Origin of the sequence: Sphingobacterium arenae (assembly GCF_014692505.1) — a bacterium.
Taxonomy (GTDB): domain Bacteria; phylum Bacteroidota; class Bacteroidia; order Sphingobacteriales; family Sphingobacteriaceae; genus Sphingobacterium; species Sphingobacterium arenae.
Genome location: NZ_JACNYK010000003.1, coordinates 134859 through 158934, shown reverse-complemented (window position 1 = coordinate 158934; position 24076 = coordinate 134859). Strand labels below are relative to the sequence as shown.

The 24076-nt window shown below is 42.6% G+C and carries 18 protein-coding genes; 1 reads left to right on the top strand and 17 read right to left on the bottom strand.

Features of this window, described 5'->3' with window-relative positions:
- Nucleotides 1-439 precede the first annotated feature (439 nt).
- From H8B17_RS12885 to H8B17_RS12835, 11 genes are all read right to left on the bottom strand, one after another.
- A complete protein-coding gene (locus H8B17_RS12885; RefSeq protein WP_190309635.1) occupies nt 440-658 on the bottom strand; it encodes a hypothetical protein in 219 nt (72 codons plus the stop codon).
- Between the two features lie 33 nt (nt 659-691).
- On the bottom strand, nt 692-2965 hold the full coding sequence (locus H8B17_RS12880; RefSeq protein WP_190309634.1) for a cation:proton antiporter: 2274 nt from the start codon (nt 2963-2965) through the stop codon (nt 692-694).
- A gap of 118 nt (nt 2966-3083) precedes the next feature.
- Complete coding sequence (locus tag H8B17_RS12875) at nt 3084-3800, bottom strand: LytR/AlgR family response regulator transcription factor (RefSeq protein WP_190309633.1); 717 nt, start codon at nt 3798-3800, stop codon at nt 3084-3086.
- Complete coding sequence (locus H8B17_RS12870) at nt 3787-4515, bottom strand: sensor histidine kinase (protein WP_190309632.1); 729 nt, start codon at nt 4513-4515, stop codon at nt 3787-3789. Before H8B17_RS12870 ends, H8B17_RS12875 begins: the two co-directional genes overlap by 14 nt.
- 268 nt (nt 4516-4783) lie before the next feature.
- Complete coding sequence (locus H8B17_RS12865) at nt 4784-6793, bottom strand: DUF5689 domain-containing protein (protein WP_190309631.1); 2010 nt, start codon at nt 6791-6793, stop codon at nt 4784-4786.
- Nucleotides 6794-6805: 12 nt separating this feature from the next.
- The gene (locus tag H8B17_RS12860) at nt 6806-7951 is read right to left on the bottom strand and encodes an endonuclease/exonuclease/phosphatase family protein (RefSeq protein WP_190309630.1); all 1146 of its coding nucleotides are present in this window, start codon (nt 7949-7951) and stop codon (nt 6806-6808) included.
- A gap of 24 nt (nt 7952-7975) precedes the next feature.
- Nucleotides 7976-9730: a RagB/SusD family nutrient uptake outer membrane protein gene (locus H8B17_RS12855; protein ID WP_190309629.1), complete on the bottom strand. Its 1755-nt coding sequence runs from the start codon at nt 9728-9730 to the stop codon at nt 7976-7978.
- A 34-nt stretch (nt 9731-9764) separates the two neighbouring features.
- Complete coding sequence (locus tag H8B17_RS20780) at nt 9765-11414, bottom strand: SusC/RagA family TonB-linked outer membrane protein (RefSeq protein ID WP_190309628.1); 1650 nt, start codon at nt 11412-11414, stop codon at nt 9765-9767.
- Nucleotides 11415-11418: 4 nt separating this feature from the next.
- Nucleotides 11419-13248: a SusC/RagA family TonB-linked outer membrane protein gene (locus H8B17_RS20775; protein ID WP_190309627.1), complete on the bottom strand. Its 1830-nt coding sequence runs from the start codon at nt 13246-13248 to the stop codon at nt 11419-11421.
- A gap of 209 nt (nt 13249-13457) precedes the next feature.
- Entirely contained in the window at nt 13458-14591 is a 1134-nt protein-coding gene (locus H8B17_RS12840) for a FecR family protein (RefSeq protein WP_190309626.1), read from the bottom strand.
- A 73-nt stretch (nt 14592-14664) separates the two neighbouring features.
- Nucleotides 14665-15249: an RNA polymerase sigma factor gene (locus H8B17_RS12835; RefSeq protein WP_190309625.1), complete on the bottom strand. Its 585-nt coding sequence runs from the start codon at nt 15247-15249 to the stop codon at nt 14665-14667.
- Nucleotides 15250-15632: 383 nt separating this feature from the next.
- On the opposite strand from H8B17_RS12835, the gene H8B17_RS12830 reads away from it, so the two are divergent.
- Nucleotides 15633-16208: a hypothetical protein gene (locus H8B17_RS12830; protein ID WP_190309624.1), complete on the top strand. Its 576-nt coding sequence runs from the start codon at nt 15633-15635 to the stop codon at nt 16206-16208.
- Nucleotides 16209-16241: 33 nt separating this feature from the next.
- Here H8B17_RS12830 and H8B17_RS12825 read toward each other — a convergent pair whose 3' ends face one another.
- The 6 genes from H8B17_RS12825 to glgB form a co-directional block, all read right to left on the bottom strand.
- A complete protein-coding gene (locus H8B17_RS12825; RefSeq protein WP_190309623.1) occupies nt 16242-17522 on the bottom strand; it encodes a chloride channel protein in 1281 nt (426 codons plus the stop codon).
- Between the two features lie 164 nt (nt 17523-17686).
- Nucleotides 17687-18895, bottom strand: coding sequence for an NO-inducible flavohemoprotein (gene hmpA, locus H8B17_RS12820; protein ID WP_190309622.1), 1209 nt, complete (start codon nt 18893-18895; stop codon nt 17687-17689).
- Nucleotides 18896-18949: 54 nt separating this feature from the next.
- The gene (locus H8B17_RS12815; protein ID WP_190309621.1) at nt 18950-19387 is read right to left on the bottom strand and encodes an RrF2 family transcriptional regulator; all 438 of its coding nucleotides are present in this window, start codon (nt 19385-19387) and stop codon (nt 18950-18952) included.
- A 74-nt stretch (nt 19388-19461) separates the two neighbouring features.
- Nucleotides 19462-20733 (bottom strand): glucose-1-phosphate adenylyltransferase, encoded by a 1272-nt coding sequence (locus tag H8B17_RS12810; RefSeq protein WP_190309620.1) that lies wholly within the window; start codon nt 20731-20733, stop codon nt 19462-19464.
- Between the two features lie 10 nt (nt 20734-20743).
- Complete coding sequence (locus H8B17_RS12805) at nt 20744-22156, bottom strand: glycogen synthase (RefSeq protein ID WP_190309619.1); 1413 nt, start codon at nt 22154-22156, stop codon at nt 20744-20746.
- A gap of 1 nt (nt 22157) precedes the next feature.
- Nucleotides 22158-24062, bottom strand: a complete 1905-nt coding sequence (gene glgB, locus H8B17_RS12800) for a 1,4-alpha-glucan branching protein GlgB (RefSeq protein ID WP_190309618.1) — start codon at nt 24060-24062, stop codon at nt 22158-22160.
- Between the last annotated feature and the right edge of the window lie 14 nt (nt 24063-24076).

The following is a 24076-nucleotide window of genomic DNA, read 5'->3' as shown; positions in this document are numbered from 1 at the left end:
CTATCGCACCAAATCATGACAATCGTACCAAAATGTTAAATTTTGTTAACGCATAGATAATAATGTAACATCCGGAAAATTTAGACGTTATATAAGTAATTCATAATTTAGGTTAATAATTGGTTAGTTAGTTAAAATCCCGGAGCTCCCCGCTTCGGGATTTTTTTTGTGATCTTAAATTATTTAAATTACTTATTAAAAAAGCAAAAGGGTTCAGATTAAATCTGAACCCTTTCTTACTTCTTTACTTCGTATCTTTTTTTTCTGTTTCTATGTTTCTTTTTTCGAATAAACCCTTTGTTTACTCTTTACAGATACATTTTTTCATAAAGAAGCTTTTATTTTTAAAGATTATCCCTATAATATGGAGATCCTTTTTTTACTTCTCTTTATATTAGAACGTTTGTACGAGGGATATATTGTGTGAAAAGATATTTTTTTATTCTTCATACAAACGTTCCAAGAAAAAACCATCTTCTTGCAGAGCAAACACAATATCAAAAGCACCCACGTTAGCGGCATTTACACATAACAGGATACCATTGAGACGCTTTGTAATTTGCCATTCGTTGATGTTTGGATTTTTTTTTATACAATCTTCTAATTTTTTCAATTGAGAATCCTCGGTCACTAATGCTTCGAATTTAAAATTTTCCATGGCAATATCTATTATTTTATGGGTTATCAAAAATTACACTTTTAATATTAAAGCACTCGGTATGTCTTTTAACCATTCTTCGTGTTTCTGTAACAAGTATTTCCACGTAGCCAGACTGCTAAGCATTAATTCAAAGGTCTGCAATTCCGTGATAGCACCTAATGTCTCTTCATACCGGACTTCGATATGGTTTGGCGCGGCGTGATCTATAGACCGTACCGCTTCTTTGAGTTCTAACGAAGATTTGATTGTATCGTTAAGATCCCAAATGGTGATATGGACACTACTATTCTGGATAAATTTGTGAATATATACCAACAAAAGGCTATCGCTTAAAGATTCAACGGGCACTACTATACGATGGATATTTTCGGGTAAGCCTTTATCTATTAAAATACCGTATGGTATGTTCACTGTTTTTAAGAGGGTCTTTGTCCGATCATCAAAAAAATCATTTACGAAAATATTTCCCTTCCCTGTCAGTGTTCCATAGAGCTTTTCCGGATTTATCATTTTACTCGTAAAACCAAGAATTTTACCTAAAAATGTCCCTTCGTATACGGATTGTCCGATTCCGGTTAAAAGTAAATCATAATCATCCGTATTTGCTATTTGAGCAATGTCTTCCTCAATATCATCCGTACCTCTAAATATCGGGCGATATGGTCGACTCAGAAGCTTACTTTCTTGATCCAAAATAGTAAAGTTATCGCGTTCGTACTCTTCTGAGTTAAACTGATTCAATTCATTGCCAGGCGATAAGTGCAAAGCAGATATCGTGGAATTCTCGGCTGATTTCTTTGTTAGTATATGCGCGAGCCGCAAAAGGATCTTGCCTGTATTAGGATTAGCGAAAGATATCAGCACATTATATTTATTCTTCTTGAAAATTCCTTCTTCTTCCAAATCTTTTTCTGGCGTGAAATAACGATTGATGAGATCTAACGCCGGGCCTGTCATGAATGTTGTTACTAGTGCCATTAACACCAATATAGCAAACATCTCGTCTGTCAAAACGCCAAGATCATACCCAATATTTAATGCAACAAGTTCTACCAATCCCCGTGTGTTCATCAATGCGCCTATTGTCAGACTACTATGCCAATTCTGTCCCACGAACTTAGCTGCAAGTGCGCTTCCGACAAACTTACCGACGACCGCAATCGTGATTACAAGACCGCATATCTGCCAAAGTTCTGGTTCATTCAACAGTCCGATCTGTGTTCGCAATCCGGTGAACACAAAAAACAGGGGAAGTAATAGCACCTGCGATACATCTTCCACTTTTTCTATAAAAATATTCCGGAAGCTTACATTCGTCGGCATAACAACGCCAGCCATAAAAGCACCGAAGAGCGCATGGATACCGATAACTTCAGTCGTCCAAGCGGAAATAACAAGTGTCAGAAAAAAAACACCAACCACTGGTTTACTTAATCGCTCCTTACTGGAATGTAAGTCCCCGATTCGTTGTAAAAATGGCCGCACGACACGGAGTGTCAACACAACATAAACGACGGCAAAAAGAATGGTGTAGCCTGCACTTGCCAATGATCCCGCCTTTACCACAGCAATTACAGCAGCCAGCAGACACCAAGCGGTAATATCGTCTGCTGCTGCACAGGTAAGAGCAATAGAACCCAATCTGGTTTTTGTCATCCCGCGTTCTTGCACGATGCGTGCAAGAACCGGAAATGCCGTTATACTCATCGATATACCGATGAACAATGCATAGGAAAGAAACGAAAGGTCAGGAGGCGCTGTTTGTTGAAAAATGAAGTAAGCCATTCCCATACCCAGTAGAAATGGAAATATAATGCTGGCATGACTAATGACGACCGCATCGTGCGCTTGGTTCTTTAATACTTTAAGATCTAGCTCCATGCCGACCACAAACATGAACAACACCAATCCTAGTTGACTAGCAACACCGAGGTTCGCCAAGGACTCGACAGGAAAGAGAATAGAAGATATTTCTGGAAAATAGAGCCCTAAGAATGACGGTCCAAGAACAATACCAGCGACTATTTCTCCGATAACGGACGGCTGCCCAATCTTCCGAAATAAAATTCCAAAAAATCTGGCTATTAAGATAATCGTAATAATTTGAAGAAGTAACATCGCCAACGGGTATCCTAAATTACCCCCAATAGACTTAATAAAGTGTTGCCAAGCGGTTCCGCCAATAATTTCTTGCGCCACCGCCGTTTCACTTTCTAGGCTTTTTCCTTCAAAAATAATCCAATACCCTAGTGCGACTCCTCCAACAATAATAAAAAGATAAAATAAAATACTTTTAAATTTCATATGTCTGTACTATGTCGTTGTCTATTATTTTTTGTAGACAATACACAAGTATATTCGTTTTGAAGGAAAAGTAACGGAACGCTTTCCAATTTTTGTACTGAAACCTCTTTTTTTTGTACTAATTCAAAAGTAGCCACATAAAATGCTCCCGGTATTGTTCGGAAAGTTTAAATTGGATGGGATTCTTACCAGAATCTATTTCACAGGACACCCATTGGGTCGTATAATAGTTTACCGCTTGGAGAGCTACCACCGTCTTTCTATTGATTTTGCAGAATTGGCCTTCCGGAAATCTTTCTAACATATCATCAAAGCTAATGTTCTTAGCTAACAAACTTTGCCCATCCTTAAACCATATTTTTTTATCGCGTCGATCGTTTTCGGCTACGACTATATAGGTAATATCACTGGTATTTATTCGAGATTTCCCAAGATTGGTATTAAGTTCGACGTAAACTGGATTCAATTGGTTTCTAGTGGACAACCATGCTTGCGCCTTGCCGAAAGCTTTTTCCAGTCGTTCCAATTGATAAGGTTTCCGTAGATAGTCCACCGCATCCAAATCAAAAGCTTCCGCAGCGTACTCTTTATAAGCGGTGGAAAATATAATGGCTTTTCCTTCTAGCTTCTTCGCCAGCTCGAGCCCATTTATTCCTGGCATATTGATATCTAACACACAGGTGTTAAATGTTAATTTATCCAAGTCATCTAAAAACTTCAACGGGTTATTATAAGATTTTATCACCTCGATTTCTTCAAGATCTCTACATAGTGCTTGTAAATAACTCAGCATCGGAAATTCATCATCTAATAAAACGCACTTAATCATTATCATTGGCATGCAGTTCTATTTCGAGTTTAACATGATAGACGCCCTCCTTTTGTTCCGTTACTAATTGGTAACTATTCGGGTAGAGCTTGTCTAATCGGTTTTTAAAAGAGCGATTTCCGATACCACCTTGCGCCACATTTTTATACATCGTATTGGCTTGTAATTTATTGCTTATCGATAAAAACAATCGGCTTCCCAATATTTCGAACACAATGGATATAAAGCTGTTCTCACTCTGTAGATCCGCATGCTTAAAAGCGTTTTCGATAGGGTTTATCGTAATAAATGGGGCAATCATCAAATTGCTAGCTTCTGGAGCCATTTTTATCCGCATGTGAAGATCAAACAGCGGGCTAACTTTCAAGCGATTGATTTCGATCAAATTTTGCGCAAAACTGATCTCGTCTTTTAACTTCACAAACTTGTCGTCTGATTCGTAAAGGATGTAATCCAAAACATTTGATAGTTTATCCAGCGAGTGATAGCTGTGGTACGCATGAGACTGGATCGCATTCAGCGCATTTTTCAATAAATGGGGATCTAATTTATAGCGTGTTATATCGATATGAAGATCATTCTTTAAACTGTTCTCTTTTTGTTCTAAAAGGTCGTTGCTCTTTTTTGTCAACCGCTGTATTTTCCGGTACATCAACCACAAAGCATAACATGCTGCTGTTGTAAGTATAAAAATTATTATCCAATAAAAACGATCTTCCATTTTTACTGCCCTAGCTTTTGTTTTGGTAAAGATAGTTAAACTACAATGATATCCTCGACGACGAAGGAATAATTACAAAAATGAACAGGTGCTTTCTTAAACAAAATCATCTGTTTATGTTGACTGAAAGTGGAAAGGAGTTACTTCTATTTATTGATAGAAACACCATCGTACCATTGTGTGAGGGAAGTTAATATGGAAAACGGGTACTTCCATTGTTTAGGAAGCACCCGTGTCTACTACCGAGTCGTTCAAAGGTAGAACGACGCTATTTATTATACTTTATGGAGAAATGCCCTAACCGGCTTGTTGATCCCGGGATGGCGATATTACCGCCGTTAACAGACGTATTATTAATATTCATTAACCTGATTTTAATATTCGGCTTATTGAGCAGCTCGTTTGGCAATTTATAGGTAAACATTTTGAGACCAGCGGTCACGTTCTGTACCTGATTCGCTGCAATTTGACCTGTAATTTGATAATTAGCTATCCGACTCCAGTTTTCTCCATCGAGCGAATATTCAACCGCAAAATCTCGAGGACCGCCGCCGCTGCCGGTACTACTCACGCTTACCGCCTCAAACTGTAGGGAGAGAGAAGACGTAATGCCTAATGTAGAAACATTGTCCATAATCCAATATCTACCCGTTCCCCACGAGTTTACGTTGTAGGAAGAATTGGAAATAACCGTGTTTGCACCGGATTTGTCTCCTCTATACTTATCGATGAGATAGATTCCATTCAAGGTATTACTGGCATAGAAACCTGTACCCTCATCCTTTTGTAGCGTAGCATTCGTAGGCCCTGTTGTAGGCGGTAGATTAGGCGTACCGTTCGGGAATCCAGTTGTTGGCCCAAGCTCCCATTCCACCAATATATTCGAAAATCCATTTGCCTGATTGGGATCAATGGCAATAGCTGATTCTTTAAGATGCCGTATAGAATATTCGCCCAAATCACCATACGCACTATCCAATACTTTAACAACCAATCCGGTAATTGCTCCCGACCCTTTTGGCACGCTGTTTCGCCGATAGGTAACCGCTCGGTTGGTAATAAGATACATATTATCCCCTTGGATGTCTCTGATAGGCGCCGGATAGTGCTTCGTTGCATAATCAGCATACGATTGGGTCGTATAATACTCATGAAAATTGCTATATCCTCCGTGTGGGATAGCAAACTCTACGTCTTGTAAGATGACGAGTGCTAATACATGGTCATCTGTCAGCTCGTTGATACGTAGTTTCTTCGGCGAAAAACTAGGATCAGGTTCCCTCGTCAATACATTCGCTGCACTTATATTTTTGATGACCCTATAGGAGGTCCCACCATCCTCAAACGTTTCTATTGATGCACCGTCTAGGAGCAAATGTACTTTATCATATTGATTCAGTGGAAGACTTCCGATAGCCTCAAAAGCAAATGCACTACTGTTTTCGTCTTGGATAATATACGTGTTCTTTCTAAAGTTATCCGAAACGCCTGTCGAAACGATATTCCCCATGACGGAAATATTTTCATCGATTACGCCCAACGGTAATTCTTTCACGTAATCAAAGTCTCGTAGCTCCGGTGGTCCATCGTTTCCACTGGCCATCTGCGTCACCGTTATCGTACTCCACACGTCTTCTACATCATCATTACTGGTGTTTCCATACGATAAAATTATCGTAGCCACCCGCTCCTCTTCGATGGTATTTAATGCCGTTTGGAACGTTAGCGTTTCTGCTCCGACGTTTATACCCGCTATCCAATTACTCCCTTCCTCCTCTTCATACAGCACTTCGATACTGATTCCTGCTGCGGGGATATTGGTGTTCAACTTAATTTCATGGGTGCGCGACCTCGATCCTACTTCTATTTCTTCCTGATCCAGTTCCAATATTGGATCGGTAGCCAACTGTGTAAGTTCAATTTTGTGATATTTCCCATCCTTGGTCGTCACAATAAAAAACTCGACGGTCCGAGGATCCACAGTGTTGTTTTCGTCGTAAGCCAAATGCAGTTGACCGTTGCCTGTCCCCGCGGTATTTTCTACCGTTAGCCAGGTCGCATCCGTTTTGCCCATCTTCCACGACGTATTAGACAGTACATCAATAGAAAGTGTGCCGGCTGCGGCACGAACCACCGGGCTTAAGTTCTCAATTTCTAACGTGTCGGGTGCCTCTAGTTCCTTGCTACAGCTCCCCATAGTCATTAGAAAAAACAACGTCGATATCACCAAAAAGATCTTTGATAGTATCTGCTGCTCATATTTTTTATTCATCATCATCGGTTAATTTGTTTATTTTTTTATTTCGATGTATGTAGGGTAATGATCGGAAAACTTGTCTGTATAGGCCGACTGTATAATATCCGAATATACAACCGTATTTTTAGCGTTATCGCTCACAAAAATATAGTCTAACCGCGCCCCTTCATTAGGACCATTTGACGACACATTGTCGACTGGCCACGTCGGTTTAAATTCACTATGAAGCAGTGGATAGGTGTCCTGAAAGTTATATGCTTTCAGGGTATTGGTAACGGTATGATCTCGGTCTCCATACCGATAGCCTGCTCCATAACTGTCTCGATCAAACGTATTATGGTCGTTTAAATCACCACCTACAACAACAGGAACACTGGTATATAGTGCGGCATCATCCATAATGATTTTGATTTCATCTTTTCGAGCAATCCGATGAATATTCCTTTCGTTATCCACCTCATATGGACACAGGTGAATCGAAAACACCCGTATACCAAACGTTTCACCCGTTACATATCCATGATGCAACACGCCGGTTTGAACGACTTTCCGAATATTATCAATCGGTTCTTTAGAAGTAATGCCAGTAGGAATACCAATTGTTTTTGTCAGCACGGCATGATCGTGTCCATAGGTTTGTGCAAACTCGGCAAAGGAAGCATCGGTAAAATGCATCATCTCCTGAAGCAGGATAATATCAGGATCGTATGTTTGAACCCATTCGGCAAACGCTTGTTTTTGCTGAGCATTATTTTTAAAGCCCTCTTGGACATTATAGCTCATTACTTTCAGGACGTCTTGCGTAGGCAACGTCACGGAAATATTAGTTTCTTGCTTCTGTTCCAAATCAAGATCTACCTTCCTCGAGTTAAAACCCGGGGCGGTAATTGTTGCATAGCCTTTTGTCGTATGGCTCTGATCTTCGAGTTGTATTTTCCCCTGCGCGTCCGTGTATCCTTCTCCGACCCGAATATGTTTTGGTGCCAATTGCCGATACGACACCACATACGCACCTGCGATAGGATCTCCTGCTTCGTCTGTTACGCTAAAACTAAGCAAGGTTTTATCGTCGTCATTCTCCCGAGCAAACGGACCGGGATCAAATTCTCCACTGCTTTTGCATCCCGCTAGCATCAGGAACACCAAAAAGACAAGTTGCATTATATTTCTTGTTTTCATTTTTTCGATTCTTATTTTCATTCCTTATCCTCCGGTTTTATCCCAGCCGGGGTTTTGCGTCAAGTTCTCGTCACTCAACAACAATTCGTCTAAAGGTATGGGGTATAGATAATCCTTTTGCTCATTCCATTCCTTCGTGATATCGGGAAGATTCACAATCCGTCCGCCGTTTCGACCGTTTTCCAACACCAGCTCTCCCAGCTGCTGGTACTGTCGACCCGGTACTGGGGCAGGTGCACTGCCCTCATAAATCACCAAATCGATCACACCATCTCGATCCAGGTCATATTCCCCTACACCGGGGAAATACATCCCATAAAATGGTCGCGCCAGCCGCGCCCCTTCCTTCCATCGCATCAAATCACGGTAGCGATGCCCTTCTTTAATCAGTTCTACTCGACGTTCGCGGCGAATTTCAAGGATCACACCCGTATTTGAACCTGTCTCTACATTTGGGTATTCGGAAAGTAGAAAGGGATCCGGATTGGCGTTTGCTGCATCGACATCAAGATTAGGCATATCCACGCGATCACGTAGGAGTTTGATGCTACGGTCAACATCCTGTTGTAATAAGGTACCCAGTTCTGCTTTGGCTTCCGCATAGTTCAATAAAACCTCCGCATATCGGAAGATAGGCATATCGTTGGTGTTCCGCCCCGCGTCATACGCCGGCGACAAGATATACTTTACGTATTGGTACCCCGTTACACTAGTCGCAAAATCTGGAACAGATGTTTGGCTACTCCCGATCCGTTTATATCCCGGTGTACGGATCGTCTGTGCCATACGCGGATCCCGGTCTTGGGTCTCTTCGTAAAACGACATCGTTTCATGTCCGGGAATGTCCGTAAAACGGGTTCCATCCGCCATCAAATAACTGTCTACTACAGACTTCGTCATGCCAGGCCTACCAAACGAAGCGGAAAGAATATGAAAGTTAGCGGTATGAATCAAGGGAACGGCTTCCGTATATTGAAGCGCTAGAATCATTTCATCCGTAATGGCGTTCTCCGCTATAAATAAGTCTTGATACGCTGTGTTTGGATTCCCGTTATAAATACCATAGACTCCGGCATTCATCAATTGTTCGGATGCATCAACACACGCTTGTAGAATTTCCTCCCAGTCTCCCAAACCGTGGTATTTTCGAAATGTTCCTTCAAACAGACACATACGTGACTTCAGGGCTAACGCCGTCCATTTGGTAATCAATTGTGCACTTTTCGCCTCTCTACCGTGTTCAATTGCAAAGTCAATGTCCTCCAGCATTTTTTCAAACACCAGTTTTCGAGAGTCTCTAGGTTTTCTAAGTCCTTCATCATCTACGCCCAACACCTCATCATACCAAGGCACATCCCCAAACCGGACCACCTTATCGAAATAAAAATAGGCTCTAAAAAATCGAGCTATTCCATCATACAATAAACGAGCGGCCTCATCTTCAGATTGGTGAGAATGTGCCAAGTAAATATTGATGCGTCGTAACGCGTCCCAAGACCATCCGCCACCGCTACCCGGTGTGATACGAGTTCCCCGAAATTCATTAGGCAAGGTATTGCGAGCCTCATCATCCGCTTGATGCGGGTTATTATAATGTATAGCCAATGCATCGGGCAGTTGATCATAAAACGTATTCGTATAGTTCTCCAATTCCTTTGCATTGCGAAAGTAGTTTTCTGGCGCCAATTCTGCCAATGGATAACGCTCTAAATAACTATCATTACAGGATAGCATCAGCCCCATTAGGCTTATAGCTATATAATGAAATATCTTCTTCATCTTCTGTTTAATTTTTAATGCTGTTTACCTTTGATTAAAAAGTTAATTGCGCGCCAAATGAATAAACTCTGCCCATCGGGTAGCTTCTACCTGTGGGATCCGACATCACCGACTCCGGATCGAGATAATCGGTTTTTAATTTCGTCCAGGTATGGAGGTTTTCTCCTCCCATATACACGCGCAGTCTACTTACTTTGATCCGATCCATCCATGCTTGCGGCAAGGTATAGCCTATGGTCACGTTACGCAGTTTTAAATACGCCAAGTCCTGTAAATACATATCATTGGCTGCGGATAGTTCGGCATTTTGAGCGGTGTAACCACGCAACAATGGAAAATAAGCGTTTGGATTCTCAGGCGACCAAACCTTGCTTGGGAAATTTGTGGGGATAAAAGAATCATACGGTCGTGAATAGACCGACCAAAATGCCTGGCTGTTTCGATCGGGATACCAATGTCTTCGGCCAATCCCTTGCAGAAAGACCGTCATGTCAATACCGTTCCAGCTCCCGCCTAATGTAAGTCCGTAGGAGTATCTCGGCAAACTGTTTCCGATAATCCGTCGGTCGCCGGGGTTGTCCAACGTATTTGCTCCCGTATTAATAATGCCATCGCCATTGAGGTCCATAATTTTGATGTCGCCCGCCTGCAGCATACGAAGTTCGGCAGTAGGCGCCTGCACACGACGGACGTTGATTTGATCCTGATTCACGATAGAAGCCCAAGCCTGTGCTTCTTCGGTCGTGCTGAAGAATCCATCATACGTATAACCCCAGATTTCACCCCAACGTTTACCCACGTAATGCGAACCGAGATGCCCGTCGGGATTATCGAACTTGGTGATGTGTGCGACGTAATCGGAGAAAACACCGCGGATGTTATAAGAGAATGGTTTTCCGGCCAATTGAAACTGATCATTCCACCCGATGGACACGTCGACCCCTTTTGTCCGAAGATCCGCCGCATTTATACGAGGTTCCCCGGCGCCAAACACGCCTGGTAATTGCTGGCCAACGCTCAGCATATCACGCGTATCACGAATATAGAAGTCTGTCTCTACCGATAGCCGGTTTCGCAGCATATTTACATCCAAACCAAGATTACTGGTGGTGATACTTTCCCATGTCAGTGTATTAGCGACAGGTGCCGGAGGATTGGTTGTGGTGAGCCGTTGCCCATCCACCAAATAATTCAGTTGACCGGTCGCCATCGATGCGATATATTCATACGTACCCACTTCTTGATTACCAAGGGAGCCATAAGACCCTCTTATTTTCAAATTATTGATAAGCGGGCGTATATTGTCGAAGAAAGATTCTTCGCTCAGACGCCATCCTACAGAGAATGATGGGAAAAAGCCAAATCGGCTGTGTTGAGGGAAACGTGACGTTCCATCATAACGGCCACTTGCTTCAAAGAGATATTTTCCGGCAAAATTATAGTTAAACCGGTAAAAACCGCCACGCACAGCCCATTCGTCGGCCCCTCCACTGAACTGTCTATTTCCAACCACCAAATTCAGATCATTCAGCGATTCAGAAAGCAGATCATCACCGATCCCCCCCACTCGCTTGTATGTTCGATCCTCCTGGTTAAATCCTACAGTAGCGCCTAAATAATGATCTCCAAAAGTCTTTTCGTAATTTCCAAAAACGTTAATAATATTCCAGTGAAACTTACTCATGGTTTCATGGGAGACGGTCTAGGGAAAGCGCACCTAAGTTACTGCGCTCCAAAACACCCGGAAATTTAGAGTAATATTGTGGTGTATGGCGATACGAATATTCGGAGCGATACTCCCTATAAGAGTAATTCGCGGTCAATGTCAACCCTTCCATCAGCTTCAACCTAGCTTCCGTCGTATTGGTCATTTCCGTTCCGTTGTTGTACCCTTTCATGGTGCCACTCTCCAACGCATTGTGCATACCGTAACCGATGGGGTAACTGTTGATTCCCGTATAACCCGTCAACGTACCATCCGGATTTCGGGGCACATACGCAGGGTGGTATTGATAAATCGGGTCGTTGCTCACGTTGTTTTCTACAGTATTGAAATTGGTCCCCAGCCCATGCCAATCATACTTGGATTTAAAGAAATGGGTATTGTTGCTTACTGTCAACCATTCTTTCAAATCGCTTTCTACTTTTGCACGCAGATTGTACCGCCCATACTTGTCCGGGTTGATATTGAAAATCCCCTGCTCTTTTGACGTAGCGCCAGTTAACGAATAACGTGTTTTGTCGTTCCCGCCAGAAATAGTGACATTATGTTCTTGCTTAGGTCGCTTATTGTCATAAAAGTAATTGAACCAATCAAAATTCCCGTAATAGCGATACATATCTTGTCCGCTTTCATTCTGTTTCACCACTACCCAAGGGCGATCGGGATGCTCGGTTTTATCGTTCACCCGAGCCCACAGCTCTTCGTAATCTTCATCCGAGTAGCGGGTGGTTCCGTAACCCAGCGCATTATACATTGCTTCGTCATTGATTTTGGCGTTCCAGTATCCGGAGGTGATAAAATCAGTATTTACCGCGTGTGTAGTATACCCTACATTCGTCGTATAGGCGATACTTGTTTTGCCTTCTTTAGCACTTTTAGTCGTTACCAATATAACCCCAAATGCCCCACGTGCTCCATACACAGCTGCCGCGGAGGCATCCTTCAGTACCGTAACGGATTCCACGTCATTCACATTGACACGATCTAATGTTCCTAAAATACCGTCAATCAGAATCAACGGGCCACCTCCATTAATCGAGGTCGTGCCCCGAACGTTGACACTCCCGCTTGTACCCGGTCTTCCCGATCCGAAGGTCACATTCAGATTCGGACTCGCCCCTTGCAGCGCTTGCGTAAGCTGGGTCACGGGGCGCTGTTCAAAGTCTTCGCCCGATATTTGGCTTACAGCCCCCGTCAGGTTCACTTTTTTCTGTGTACCGTATCCCACCACAACGACTTCGTCTAAATCAGAAATTTCTTCTGCCAGTGCTATGGTCAGTACCTTCGTATCTCCAACCGTTATTTCTTGCGGTCGATACCCGATCAGCGATACCACGAGCGTCTGCCCTATTTTGGCCGGGATTTCAAATTCTCCATCAATATCGGTCATTGTGCCGGTGGAGGTACCTTTGATTGCGACAGTCGCCCCAGCTAAAGCCTCCCCTTTCTCGCCGCGCACCACACCCGCGATCTGTTGTTGGGATACGGCTGTCAGATCGAACTCCGGTTGGCTATCGGTTTGTTGAACCCTATTAACAATAATAGTCTGTTCTTCCAAATTGAAATTAAACGGTAACCCGTTTAACAATAATTGCATAGCCTGTTCGAGATTGGTTTTATTGGTTTCAATATGATCAACCTTAAAACCTTTGACTTCATTGTGCTTATAAAAAAGGTAGTAGCCCGTCTGGCGGCTAAACTCTTTCAATACGTCTTCCAGCAAAACATTGCGACCTTCATAACTCACCTGTTGAGAATAAGTCTTGGCGCTCAAAAAGCATATTCCAAGCATCATAAATAATACTATAAGCCGCATAACCTTAAAAATCTGTGAAGAATAAATTTTATGGAGAGGTATTTTCCATAAACCGTTTAAATTCATATTTTTGATATAATTAAGTAGTGAATTGATGCATTCGATTTTTCAACCTTACTATTTGATCATTTGCGGTAGTGTGGCAGCACTACCGTTTTTCTTTTTGTATTTATTTTTCTCTCATAAATTTATTTTTTTTGTCCGACCATTAATTTTCTACCTTCAAGTGATACATTTATATTCCCGTATCGCAATACATTCAATATTTTCCGGATATCTTCGTTCCGTTTTATTTTACCCACAAATTCATCTTTTGGATACGCCCCGGTATAGATAACTTCTACATCGTACCACCTCGCTAGTTGCCGCATCAGCGCGCCCAGCTCTACCCGATCAAATTGAAACACGCCTTCTTTCCAGGCGATAATCGCTTCGATATCCGCTTTTCCCACCCGATCGTCACCATTTTTCGTGGTTCTCAACTCAAAACCAGGCTTCAACACATGTTCTTGCGTCGCACCTTTCACCTTGACGCTACCTTCTATAAGAGATGTGCGTACATACGGTTCATCTTCATAGGCATTGATATTGAATCTTGTTCCCAACACTTCGATCTGTTGTTGGGGTGCGTGGACCCGAAATGGCCTTGTTACGTCGTGTTGGATTTCAAAATATACTTCTCCGGTGATGGATACCTTTCGTTCGGCCGCGGAGAAATTGGATGGGAACGATATAGAAGACGCGCTATTCAACCAAACTTTTGAGCCATCGGGTAATACTATTTGATAAATCCCCCCTTTCGGCGTTTCAATTGTATTGTTAACCGAAGCTACACGGCCTGTATGATCCGTTATTTCAAAGGATACCAGTCCATCTTCCTGTTTTCGGATGATAAAACCATCTCCTTGTTCGATGACACCGTCTGCCTCATCCGTCAATATAATTTGCTTTCCGTCTCCCGTGGTCAGTACCGCTTTATTACCACCAGGCAATACATTTTGGGTGCGTGTTACGATTTTTTCTCCTGGTGTTTTATCTGTACGCTGCGTTTCGTGGTATATTACAAAAAAGCCGATGAGTAGGACTGCCGCCACACCAGCCCAGACACGCCATGCTATCCTACGTTTTGTAATCTCCGGTCTTTTATCAACAATGCGCTCCCATAGTTCGTCTTTTACTGTGCGAAGGTCACTCTCGTCAATTTCGAAAATTTTCTTTTGAAGTTCACTAGCGTACCAGCGCTCCAAAAAATCCTTTTCTTGCTGCGAACATTCGCCGGTAATATATTTCTCTAGTAATACGTGAATTTCTTTCTCTGTCATACGGATTTATATCCTTTACGACTAAGAGACAAGATTCCCCCCCTCTGGGTAGTAGAAAAAAAATGAAAATAGTTTAAAAGAGGAAAGTTAATGCAACGAAAAGGACATAATAGAAGACAACCTCCAACCTAGACTTAAGTATCTTCAACGCGTTGCTGACTTGCTTCTTCACCGTCTTGTCGGAGATATTAAGTTCTTCAGCAATTTCTTTATAGGTTTTATGTTCATTTCGGCTCATTTCAAAAATTTGCCGCATCTTACCTGGTAAAGCAGCTATTTCTTCGGTAATCCGTTCACGTACCAAGTTCTCCCGCAATAAATAATCAGTTTGATTTTCTCCTGCTTCAAAATACTGAACAAGAGAAAGGATATACTTCTGGTGAACCTTGTGGTGAACATAGGTATTTAGCACTTTATTCCGGGCCGCTTTGTATAAGTACGCTTTCAAAGACAGCTGAATGTTTAAATCTTCTCTTTTATCCCAAAGCTCCACAAATATTTCCTGTACAATATCCTTTGCCGTATCACCACAGGAAGTCATGGTCTTGGCTTGCACGTACAGACTTTCCCAATAGCGTTCATAAAGCTCCCGAAAGGCTTCCGCTTTACCTTTTTGAACGAAAGACAACAAAAGTTTATCTTCAAGGGATCTGTACATTATAACATCTTTGTTTAAAAAATGGTCGGCTTATCAGTGACCAAAAATAGTTTTTTCGTAGCAAAAGAAGAAAAATCATATCAACTTTGTGTTAAGCAGAATTTATTTTAATATAAAAAACTCAAAATTACCCTCTAACGCGATTACCGCTTGCCTTCCATATTTATACTATTTAAAAATTCATGCAGAACGAACTAAGTTCATGCATTTTTATGAACCATCATCACTGAAAGCCGCTTGTAGAGTGCGATATACACTTTTCTGACTACCGGATTTCAAGTTGGTTCCTTTTCTTGAAGTATTTCATTGTTTTTCCCACCAAGAGGCATCCCAATGTGTCAGGCGAAGTTATTACCGATATGGAAAGAAGATAAATAAATCATTTGGATACTAATGACGACGGTAACGGCGTCAGCAACCCGGACGGAAGTATCGCCTCGGCGGACGGAAGTGTCCTGTCGTTGGGCAGGAGGGTAACGTCGTCGTCCGTCGAAATCGTTTCGTTGCCCTACCTGATGAAGCTTCCGGCCATCTTTTTTGCGTCGGCGTATGGGATGATCATTCCGTTGCCCAAGGCAAACGTATTGTCGTATGCCGAAATCACTTCGATGCACAAGAGTTTATTTTCGGCGGGCAAGGAAATTACCTGGAAATACGGAAAATTAGTTCCGGAGGACGGAAGTATCATCTCGACACACGGAATATTGGCTTCCCCGTATGGGGATATGAACAAGAAGCCCATCTTCATCGTCCCGGTGTATGCCGAAGTCCGTTCCTTGTACAAAAGAACCGCATCCTTGCCCGGCGCATCGTTCAAGTCGTGCGCCGCCAAGACGTCGACGTACAGCAAAACGAAGAGGAACTTTATAAAGACGAGTTGTGCCGACAAAGCGTCTTACAATGGCTTAGGATATTCCTTAACAACTACCGCCACAAGGATCCTAAATCCCCCATTATAAATTATGGATATCCCCTAAAAGAACGGAAAAAAGTTATCCCATTACCTTCCGCTTCGCCAAAAACTGATCATACGTATACGCATTATATGGCAATATCCGCTGTGCCGCATACTTCGCTGCGAAGCTTACAATCAAAATCGGGATAAAAAGTTCAAACCCATTAGAAACCAATCCGCACACCAAAAAAAGAGCGGTAAACGGTGCATAGATTGAAGCCGACAACGTTGCTGCTGCGCCGGCAAGTACGAAGTTAAAAAGGACAAGGTCCGTACCGAAGTACGTATTGCAACCTAGGGCAAAACCCAGCCCCAATAACGCGCCTGCGACAATACTCGGCGCAAAAACGCCACCGTCCCCGCCAGCACCTAAGGTTAAGGAAGCTGCAAGAGGTTTTAAGAGGGCGATAAAGAGTAGTATGCCGAATGATAGTTCTCCTCCTGTCACGGCTGTATCAACAACTTCCTTCAAGCCGTGATAGCTATCTCCATACAACAAGGGAAAATAAAAAATGAGGCTCCCAACAATCAATGCTCCCAAATTTACTCTTATAAAATTATTCGTAATCTGCGCGAAAAACGTTTTAACACGTGTAACCAATAACGTAAAATAAGTGGATAATAAGCCACATAGTACACTTAAGATAATAAAAAAGGGTAAGGCTTCTGTATACCAGTTTTGAACAGCGTAACTAAAAAACGGATGGCTATCGAAGAAGTAAACAAATATACCGGCCGTGAGCGCTGCTGTGGTGCAGGCTAGGAAAAGCGTCTTATCTATTTTTCGGGCAATAACCTCCATGGCAAAAAGCCAACCGGCAAAAGGGCTTCCAAACAACACAGCAACGCCGGCGGTCACCGCAGCACAGATCAATTCGCGCTTATACATGTTGGCTGTAAAATGCTTTTCATAGACCGCATTGCCGATAGATGCCGTTGCAACGACAGTGGATACCTCCACCCCAGTAGATCCGCCAAATACAACCGTCAAAAAACCATTGATATAATGTGATGGGATCTTAAATAATGGGAGGTGATCCTTCCGATCATCCAATGTCTTGAAAATTTCGGTGAGGCCTTTGTTCTTCCGGTTGTGAAACAACCATTTACGTAAAAAATAAATAGCAGTAATACCTATACTTGGAAATAATATGAAAAGCCACGTTTGGGTTTGGGAAATCCATTGCAAGGTAATTACTTCAAACCATTCTGTAGCGTGCTTTAATGTATAAGCCAATAAACAACAAATCAAAGCTATTCCGATGGAAACACCACCCAACTTCCAATAATGCTGTTTGATAATCTTCTTTCTATCCACTTATCTCTTCTTTTCTATATGATTGATTTTGTCAAAACATAAGAACGCATACGCCATTCTTGACAAAAAATATCCTTTCCGACAAAGGACGTAATAAATATAGAATACTGCCACATCTATTTGAAAAAAGCTTTCCGAATAGACCGGAAAGCTCTTACTGGTTATTAATTGAATTGTAGTGATGCCGGACCAAATTCCTCAAAATGTATGGCGTCCGTCGTCACACCTTTTTCCCGCAGGTAATTGTAATGTTTGGTAATAAAGGGAGAAGGACCACAGATATAATACGCTGCATTGTCCAGCAAGACATCCTTTTCTATCTGCTCCAAATCGACCATACCGCGATGTGTATTATCCAATCCACTTTGTGCATTCTCGTAAAAAATATGCCGCTTGACCTGGTTATTAACAGCACCTAGTTCGGCAATACGGTCTTTAAATGCATGTACGGCCTCACTCCGGCAACCATGTATCCAGGTAATTGGCGAACCAGATTGATCTTTCGAAACTAGGCTTTCCAGCATCGCCATTAATGGTGTTTGCCCAACGCCGCCGCTAATGAATACTTTAGGGCCTGCAAATTCTTCCTCTTTCAGCACAAATGTTCCCGCCGGGGCTGTTAGTTCTACGTTGTCGCCTTCATGGATATAATCGTGTAACCGGTTACTGATCATGCCATCCGCATGCTGTGGCTTCCGCTCGCGTTTTACCGAAATGCGGTAATATTCATGATTTGGCGCACAAGATATACTATATTGACGCGGTTGAAGCAGATTAAGCTCCGGGAGGAACAAACGTAAACTGATATACTGTCCCGGAAGATATTTAGATACCTCACCCCCATCGGTCGGGTAAAGATAGAAGGAGGTGATTTCTTCACTTTCTTGGACTTTCCGTTTAATTGTAAAAGGTCTCCATCCGCTCCATCCACCGCGTTGGTTAGTTTGCACGTCATACAGTTTCTGCTCGTGTCCGCTCATCAGCCCCGCCAGCTGGGTGTACGCTGCTGCCCATGCCTCCAACAACTCCGGTGTAGCGGCATCTCCTAATACTTCCCCGATAGAAGCAATGAGATGCTGGCCTACGATTGCGTAATGCTCTGGACGAATATCCAGGCTCGTATGCTTATGTCCGATACTATTTACAACGGGCAACAAGGCCGATGGATCTTCGATATGCTCTGCATAAGCCAATACCGCCATCGCCAATGCTTGCTGTTGTTTGTTGTTCTTTTGATTTCCCATATTGAAGATATGCTTCAACTCGGGATTATGCGTAAACATGCGTTGGTAGAAGTGAGAGGTTAACGCAACACCGTGTTCGCGCAAGACAGGTACAGTACCTAAAATCAACTGCTTTTGTTCTGTTGTCATGATATGATGATATTTAATAAAAGATAAAAATGTCTTTTATAGGGTTAAAAAAAATCATTTGTTTAACGTCAAGACACCTTGAATCAGCTTATCATTAAACTGTCCGATAGTTGTCTTGTGCAGCATAAGATTGAGCCGATCACGAATTTCTTTAAAATCATCGTGCAACGGACAGGGGTTTTCTTGAGAGCAATAACTCAACCCCATACCACATCCATTCAGAAACTGCGTGCCTTCAATAGCGATTACGATGTCAGCTAAAGGTCTTTTTAATCCATCAGGATTAATATAAAATCCACCTTGGGGGCCCTTCGTAGACTGAATCAATCCTTCTTTGCTTAGATTTTGCAGAATCTTTCCTAAAAAGTGCAGGGGCGAATTGATCTTATCCGCAACTTCTTTGATGCCTACCTTTTTTCCATCACTCGACTGCGAGGCGATATACATCACGGCTCTCAAAGCATATTCGCATGTTTTAGAAAAAAATCCCATCAGTGTACCCAAATAGTTTCTAAGCACAAAACTACAAAAGAAACAATAAAAGACAAAAATATCTTTTAATTATATTAGCAACCGATGGTTACGCCGTTCGAAATAACGGCATCTCGCTTGATAACGACAATACCGTCTCGTATAGTATGGGTGACGAAATCACCATCGGGTAAATGCACTCCACCTTTTATACGAACGTCATTTCCAATTCGGCAATTTTTATCAAGAATAGCGTTTTCAATATAGCATCGCTCGCCTACTCCTATTGGAGGTGGCTGTTGGGTACTGCCCAAAGTAATGACTTCTTCTAGATCTTCATAATGATCTCCGCCCATCATATACGTTGATTTGATGACCGTCCCTTTTCCAATACGCGAACGTACACCAATAACTGAACGTTCTAATTTATCGCCATGCAAGATACAACCATCGGCCACGATAGTATGATTCAGTGTTGTACCCGAAATCTTAGAGGGCGGAAGCATACGAGCCCGGGTATAAACCGTTTCATTAAAGAGGTTGAAATCCGGCACATCATCTGTTAACCCTATATTGGCATCAAAAAACGAACGGATAGTTCCAATATCTGTCCAATAGCCGTCGAACTGATAGCTCAACACCTTTTGAGTCTCAATGGCATCAGGGATAATCTCTTTACCGAAATCCATTCCAGGATTCTCCGTTAGGATCTCCCGCAAGACGCTTTTGGAGAATACATAAATTCCCATAGAAGCCAAGTAAACCCTTCCTCGTCGTTGCATATCTTCCGATACTTCCGACGACCATTTTAGCACCTCTTCACTATCAGGCTTTTCCGTAAAAGCGGTAATTTCATTATCTTCATTTGCTTTCAAAATACCGAAAGATGTTGCATCACTTGCATTGACAGGAATCGTAGCTATTGTCACATTTCCTCCATTCTCCACGTGAAAATCAATCAAGGACGAATAGTCCATCTGGTAAAGCTGATCCCCGGATAATATCAATATATAATCATAATCGACATTATAGAGATACTTCTGAGTGCGGCGTACGGCATCCGCCGTACCCTCATACCATCGATCACCTTCGATGGTTTGTTCGGCGGCAAGGATGTCTACAAAACCTTTACTGAAAACACTGAAATTATAAGAATTCTTAATATGCTGATTTAACGACGCTGAATTGAACTGCGTCAAGACAAAAATTCTGTTATATCCGGAATTCAAACAATTAGAGATGGGAATATCGACCAAACGATACTTCCCCGCAATAGGGACTGCTGGTTTTGAGCGCTGTTCTGTTAGGGGGAAAAGTCGTGTCCCGCGTCCTCCACCCAATACAATCGATACTACTTTATGTGTCATACAAAAAAATTTATAATCGGCTATACAAATTGATATACTTCCGAGCAGATTTATCCCAAGAAAAGTCTAACTCCATTTCTTTTTTTCGAACCCGTTGCATCTGTTCTTGCTGTCCGATATAACTTAAAGCACGTTCGATCGTCGAAACAGCGTCTTCTGTAGTTGCATCCGGAAAGACAAAACCGTAACCATCCTTCTCGTTTACATCCCGCACGGTATCTTTTAACCCTCCTATTCCACGGACAATCGGAATAGTGCCATACTTCATGGCATACAATTGGTTCAAACCACAAGGTTCCACACGAGAGGGCATCAAAATCATATCGGCCGCCGCATACACTTCGTGTGCCAATGCTTCATGATAGCCAAAGAACGCGGTTAATTGATTTGGATATGCCACCAACAACGTCTGTATATCCGTCTGAACCTGCATATCGCCTGAACCCAAGATAAATATACTTATTTTATTATCAGGATTCGAAAAAATATCTACGATAATTCGAGGCAGTAAATCGGCTCCTTTTTCGGTAGCAAAGCGTCCGATATACGTTAATAGCGGCAAGGTTTCATCCAAACCATATTTTTCACAAAACGCTTTCTTATTTTTTGATTTCCCGCTTTTACTCGATTCGATATCGTAATGGAAGGGAATCAATTTATCCGCTGCGGGATTCCAATAGACATCGTCTATACCGTTGACAATTCCGTATCCTTTTGCTGCTTCCGAGGAGAATAAGCTTTCCAATCCATTCGCCTGCTCGTATAATTCTTGGAGATAGCCCACGCTTACCGTCGTAAAAGCATCGCAACATTTAATTGCTGCCGCCAGCGGGTTGATAAGCCCATCCCAATCTAATAAACCCCATTTCCAGGTATCAAATCTGGGGAGTAGAATCGCCTTGCTCCAACTCATCCAACCCTGATACTGGCCATTATGAACGGTGAATACGGTTTTTACCTTTTCAAATTCTGTGAAATCATCAGCATGCTTCGTCAGGAATGGAATTAACCCCACATGATGATCGTGACAGTTGATAACATCTGGCTTAATCTGGCTGTTCTTTAACCAGTGTAAAAAGGCGTGTTGAAACGCTATCCATTGCTCTGCTTCGTCTGGATAACAATATACTTCCTGTCTATCCAACTTGCCTGGTATACGGATTAGGTAGAGCGGAAAGCCTAAACTACCTGTCGCTTCCGTCAACACCTCATAATGCAATTCTTCCGATCCTTGGAAAAAAGAGCCTTTAGCAATCGACAAAAAGTTCTCGTCACGGGTAAAAGGTCTATCGTAATACGGACAGACAACCCACGCATCGATACCGAGTTCACGCTGATATCGCGGTAATGCACCTACGACATCAGCTAATCCGCCTACTTTCGCCAACGGGAAACACTCCACACTTAAATGTATCACGTGCATATTAAACTTGCTTAAGGATTAGTCCACCCAAAGGCGGTAGTTTAAGCGTTATCGATTCTGTGTAGCCCATCCATTCCCTTTCTTCGGAAAGTACTGCATGCTGATGAACGCCACTTCCATAATAGGAAACATCGTCCGAATTGAGGATCACCTCCCAAGAACCTGCCGCAGGAACACCTACGCGATAATCGCGTACCATAGGGGTCATATTCAGAACAACCAACACATCATCAGCGGGTGTACTTCCACGACGTAGATAAGCAAATACACTGCTATCGTGATCTCCAACCTCTATCCATTGAAAGCCTTCAGGGCTAAACGATCGCTCATATAAAGCGGGCTCCGCCCGATATAGCCTATTGAGATCTTTTACGAATTGTTGTATACCTCGGTGGGGAGCAAATTCTGTGAGATGCCAATCAAGTGACTGATTAACATTCCATTCAGAGGTTTGGCCAAATTCTCCGCCCATAAACAATAATTTGGTCCCGACAAACGTATACATATATAGATAAAGCGTGCGCAGATTGGCAAATTTTTGCCATTCATCCCCCGGCATCTTATAAATAAGAGATTTTTTGCCATGCACCACTTCATCGTGCGATAAAGGCAGCATGAAGTTCTCATGAAAGCTATATACTGTGCCAAAAGTTATCTTGTCGTGATGATAACGACGGTTAATGGGATCTTCCTTAAAATAGTTTAACGTATCGTGCATCCAACCCATCATCCATTTCATTCCAAAGCCTAGACCATTTTCAAACGTTGGTCTGCTTACACCGGACCAAGAAGTCGATTCCTCTGCGATCGTCTGTACATCTGGAAAATGGGCATACACTGCTTCATTCAATTCCTTTAGGAAATGAACAGCCTCCAGATTTTCCCGTCCGCCATATTCGTTCGGTATCCATTCCCCTTCATCGCGGGAATAATCGAGGTAAAGCATAGATGCTACTGCATCCACGCGTAAACCATCAATGTGATATCTGTCTAGCCAGAAAAAAGCATTCGAGATCAAGAAGGAGCGAACTTCATTCCGTCCATAATTGAAGATATACGATTTCCAATCAGGATGGAAGCCTTTGCGAGGATCCTCATGTTCGAAAAGATGTGAACCATCAAACTTATACAAGCCATGGGCGTCTCCCGGAAAATGAGAAGGCACCCAGTCCAGGATAACGCCAATATTATTTTTATGCAGGCTCTCGATAAGGTGCATTAAATCCTGTGGACTCCCATAACGGGAGGATGCCGCAAAATACCCCGTAATTTGATACCCCCAAGAGGGATAAAACGGGTGTTCCATCACCGGCATAAATTCCACGTGCGTGAACCCCATTTCCTTAAGATAAGGCACCAACTTATCGGCAATCTCCCGATAGCTCAGAAAACGCTCTGGGTCAGACGGGTCGCGTAGCCAAGAACCGATGTGCATTTCGTATACGGCAAAAGGTTTGTCAAGCGCATTATACGTACGCCTTTGCTGCATCCAAACCTCATCGTTCCACTGATACCAAGTTGTGCCAACGATAGACGCGGTATGCGGGGGTTGTTCATTCACCAATGCAAACGGATCTGCCTTCTCCAGATGTTCTCCCGTATTCGAATGAATATGATATTTGTAGACCTCTCCTAACTTCAACCCTTCGATGAACCCTTCCCAGATACCACTACTGTCCCATCGAACATGCAATTGATGGCTATGTGGATTCCACCCATTGAAATTACCGATTACAGAAACAGATGCTGCATTGGGTGCCCAGACGGAAAAATGCACGCCCTCTTTACCATTAAGGGTTACCGTACGTGAGCCTAACTTTTCGTATAGCTTAAAATGTCTTCCGGCGCGAAACAAACCGATATCAAAGTCCGTAAATAACGAGTATACCTCTACTGTCTGTTTCATAATCTAAGTCATTT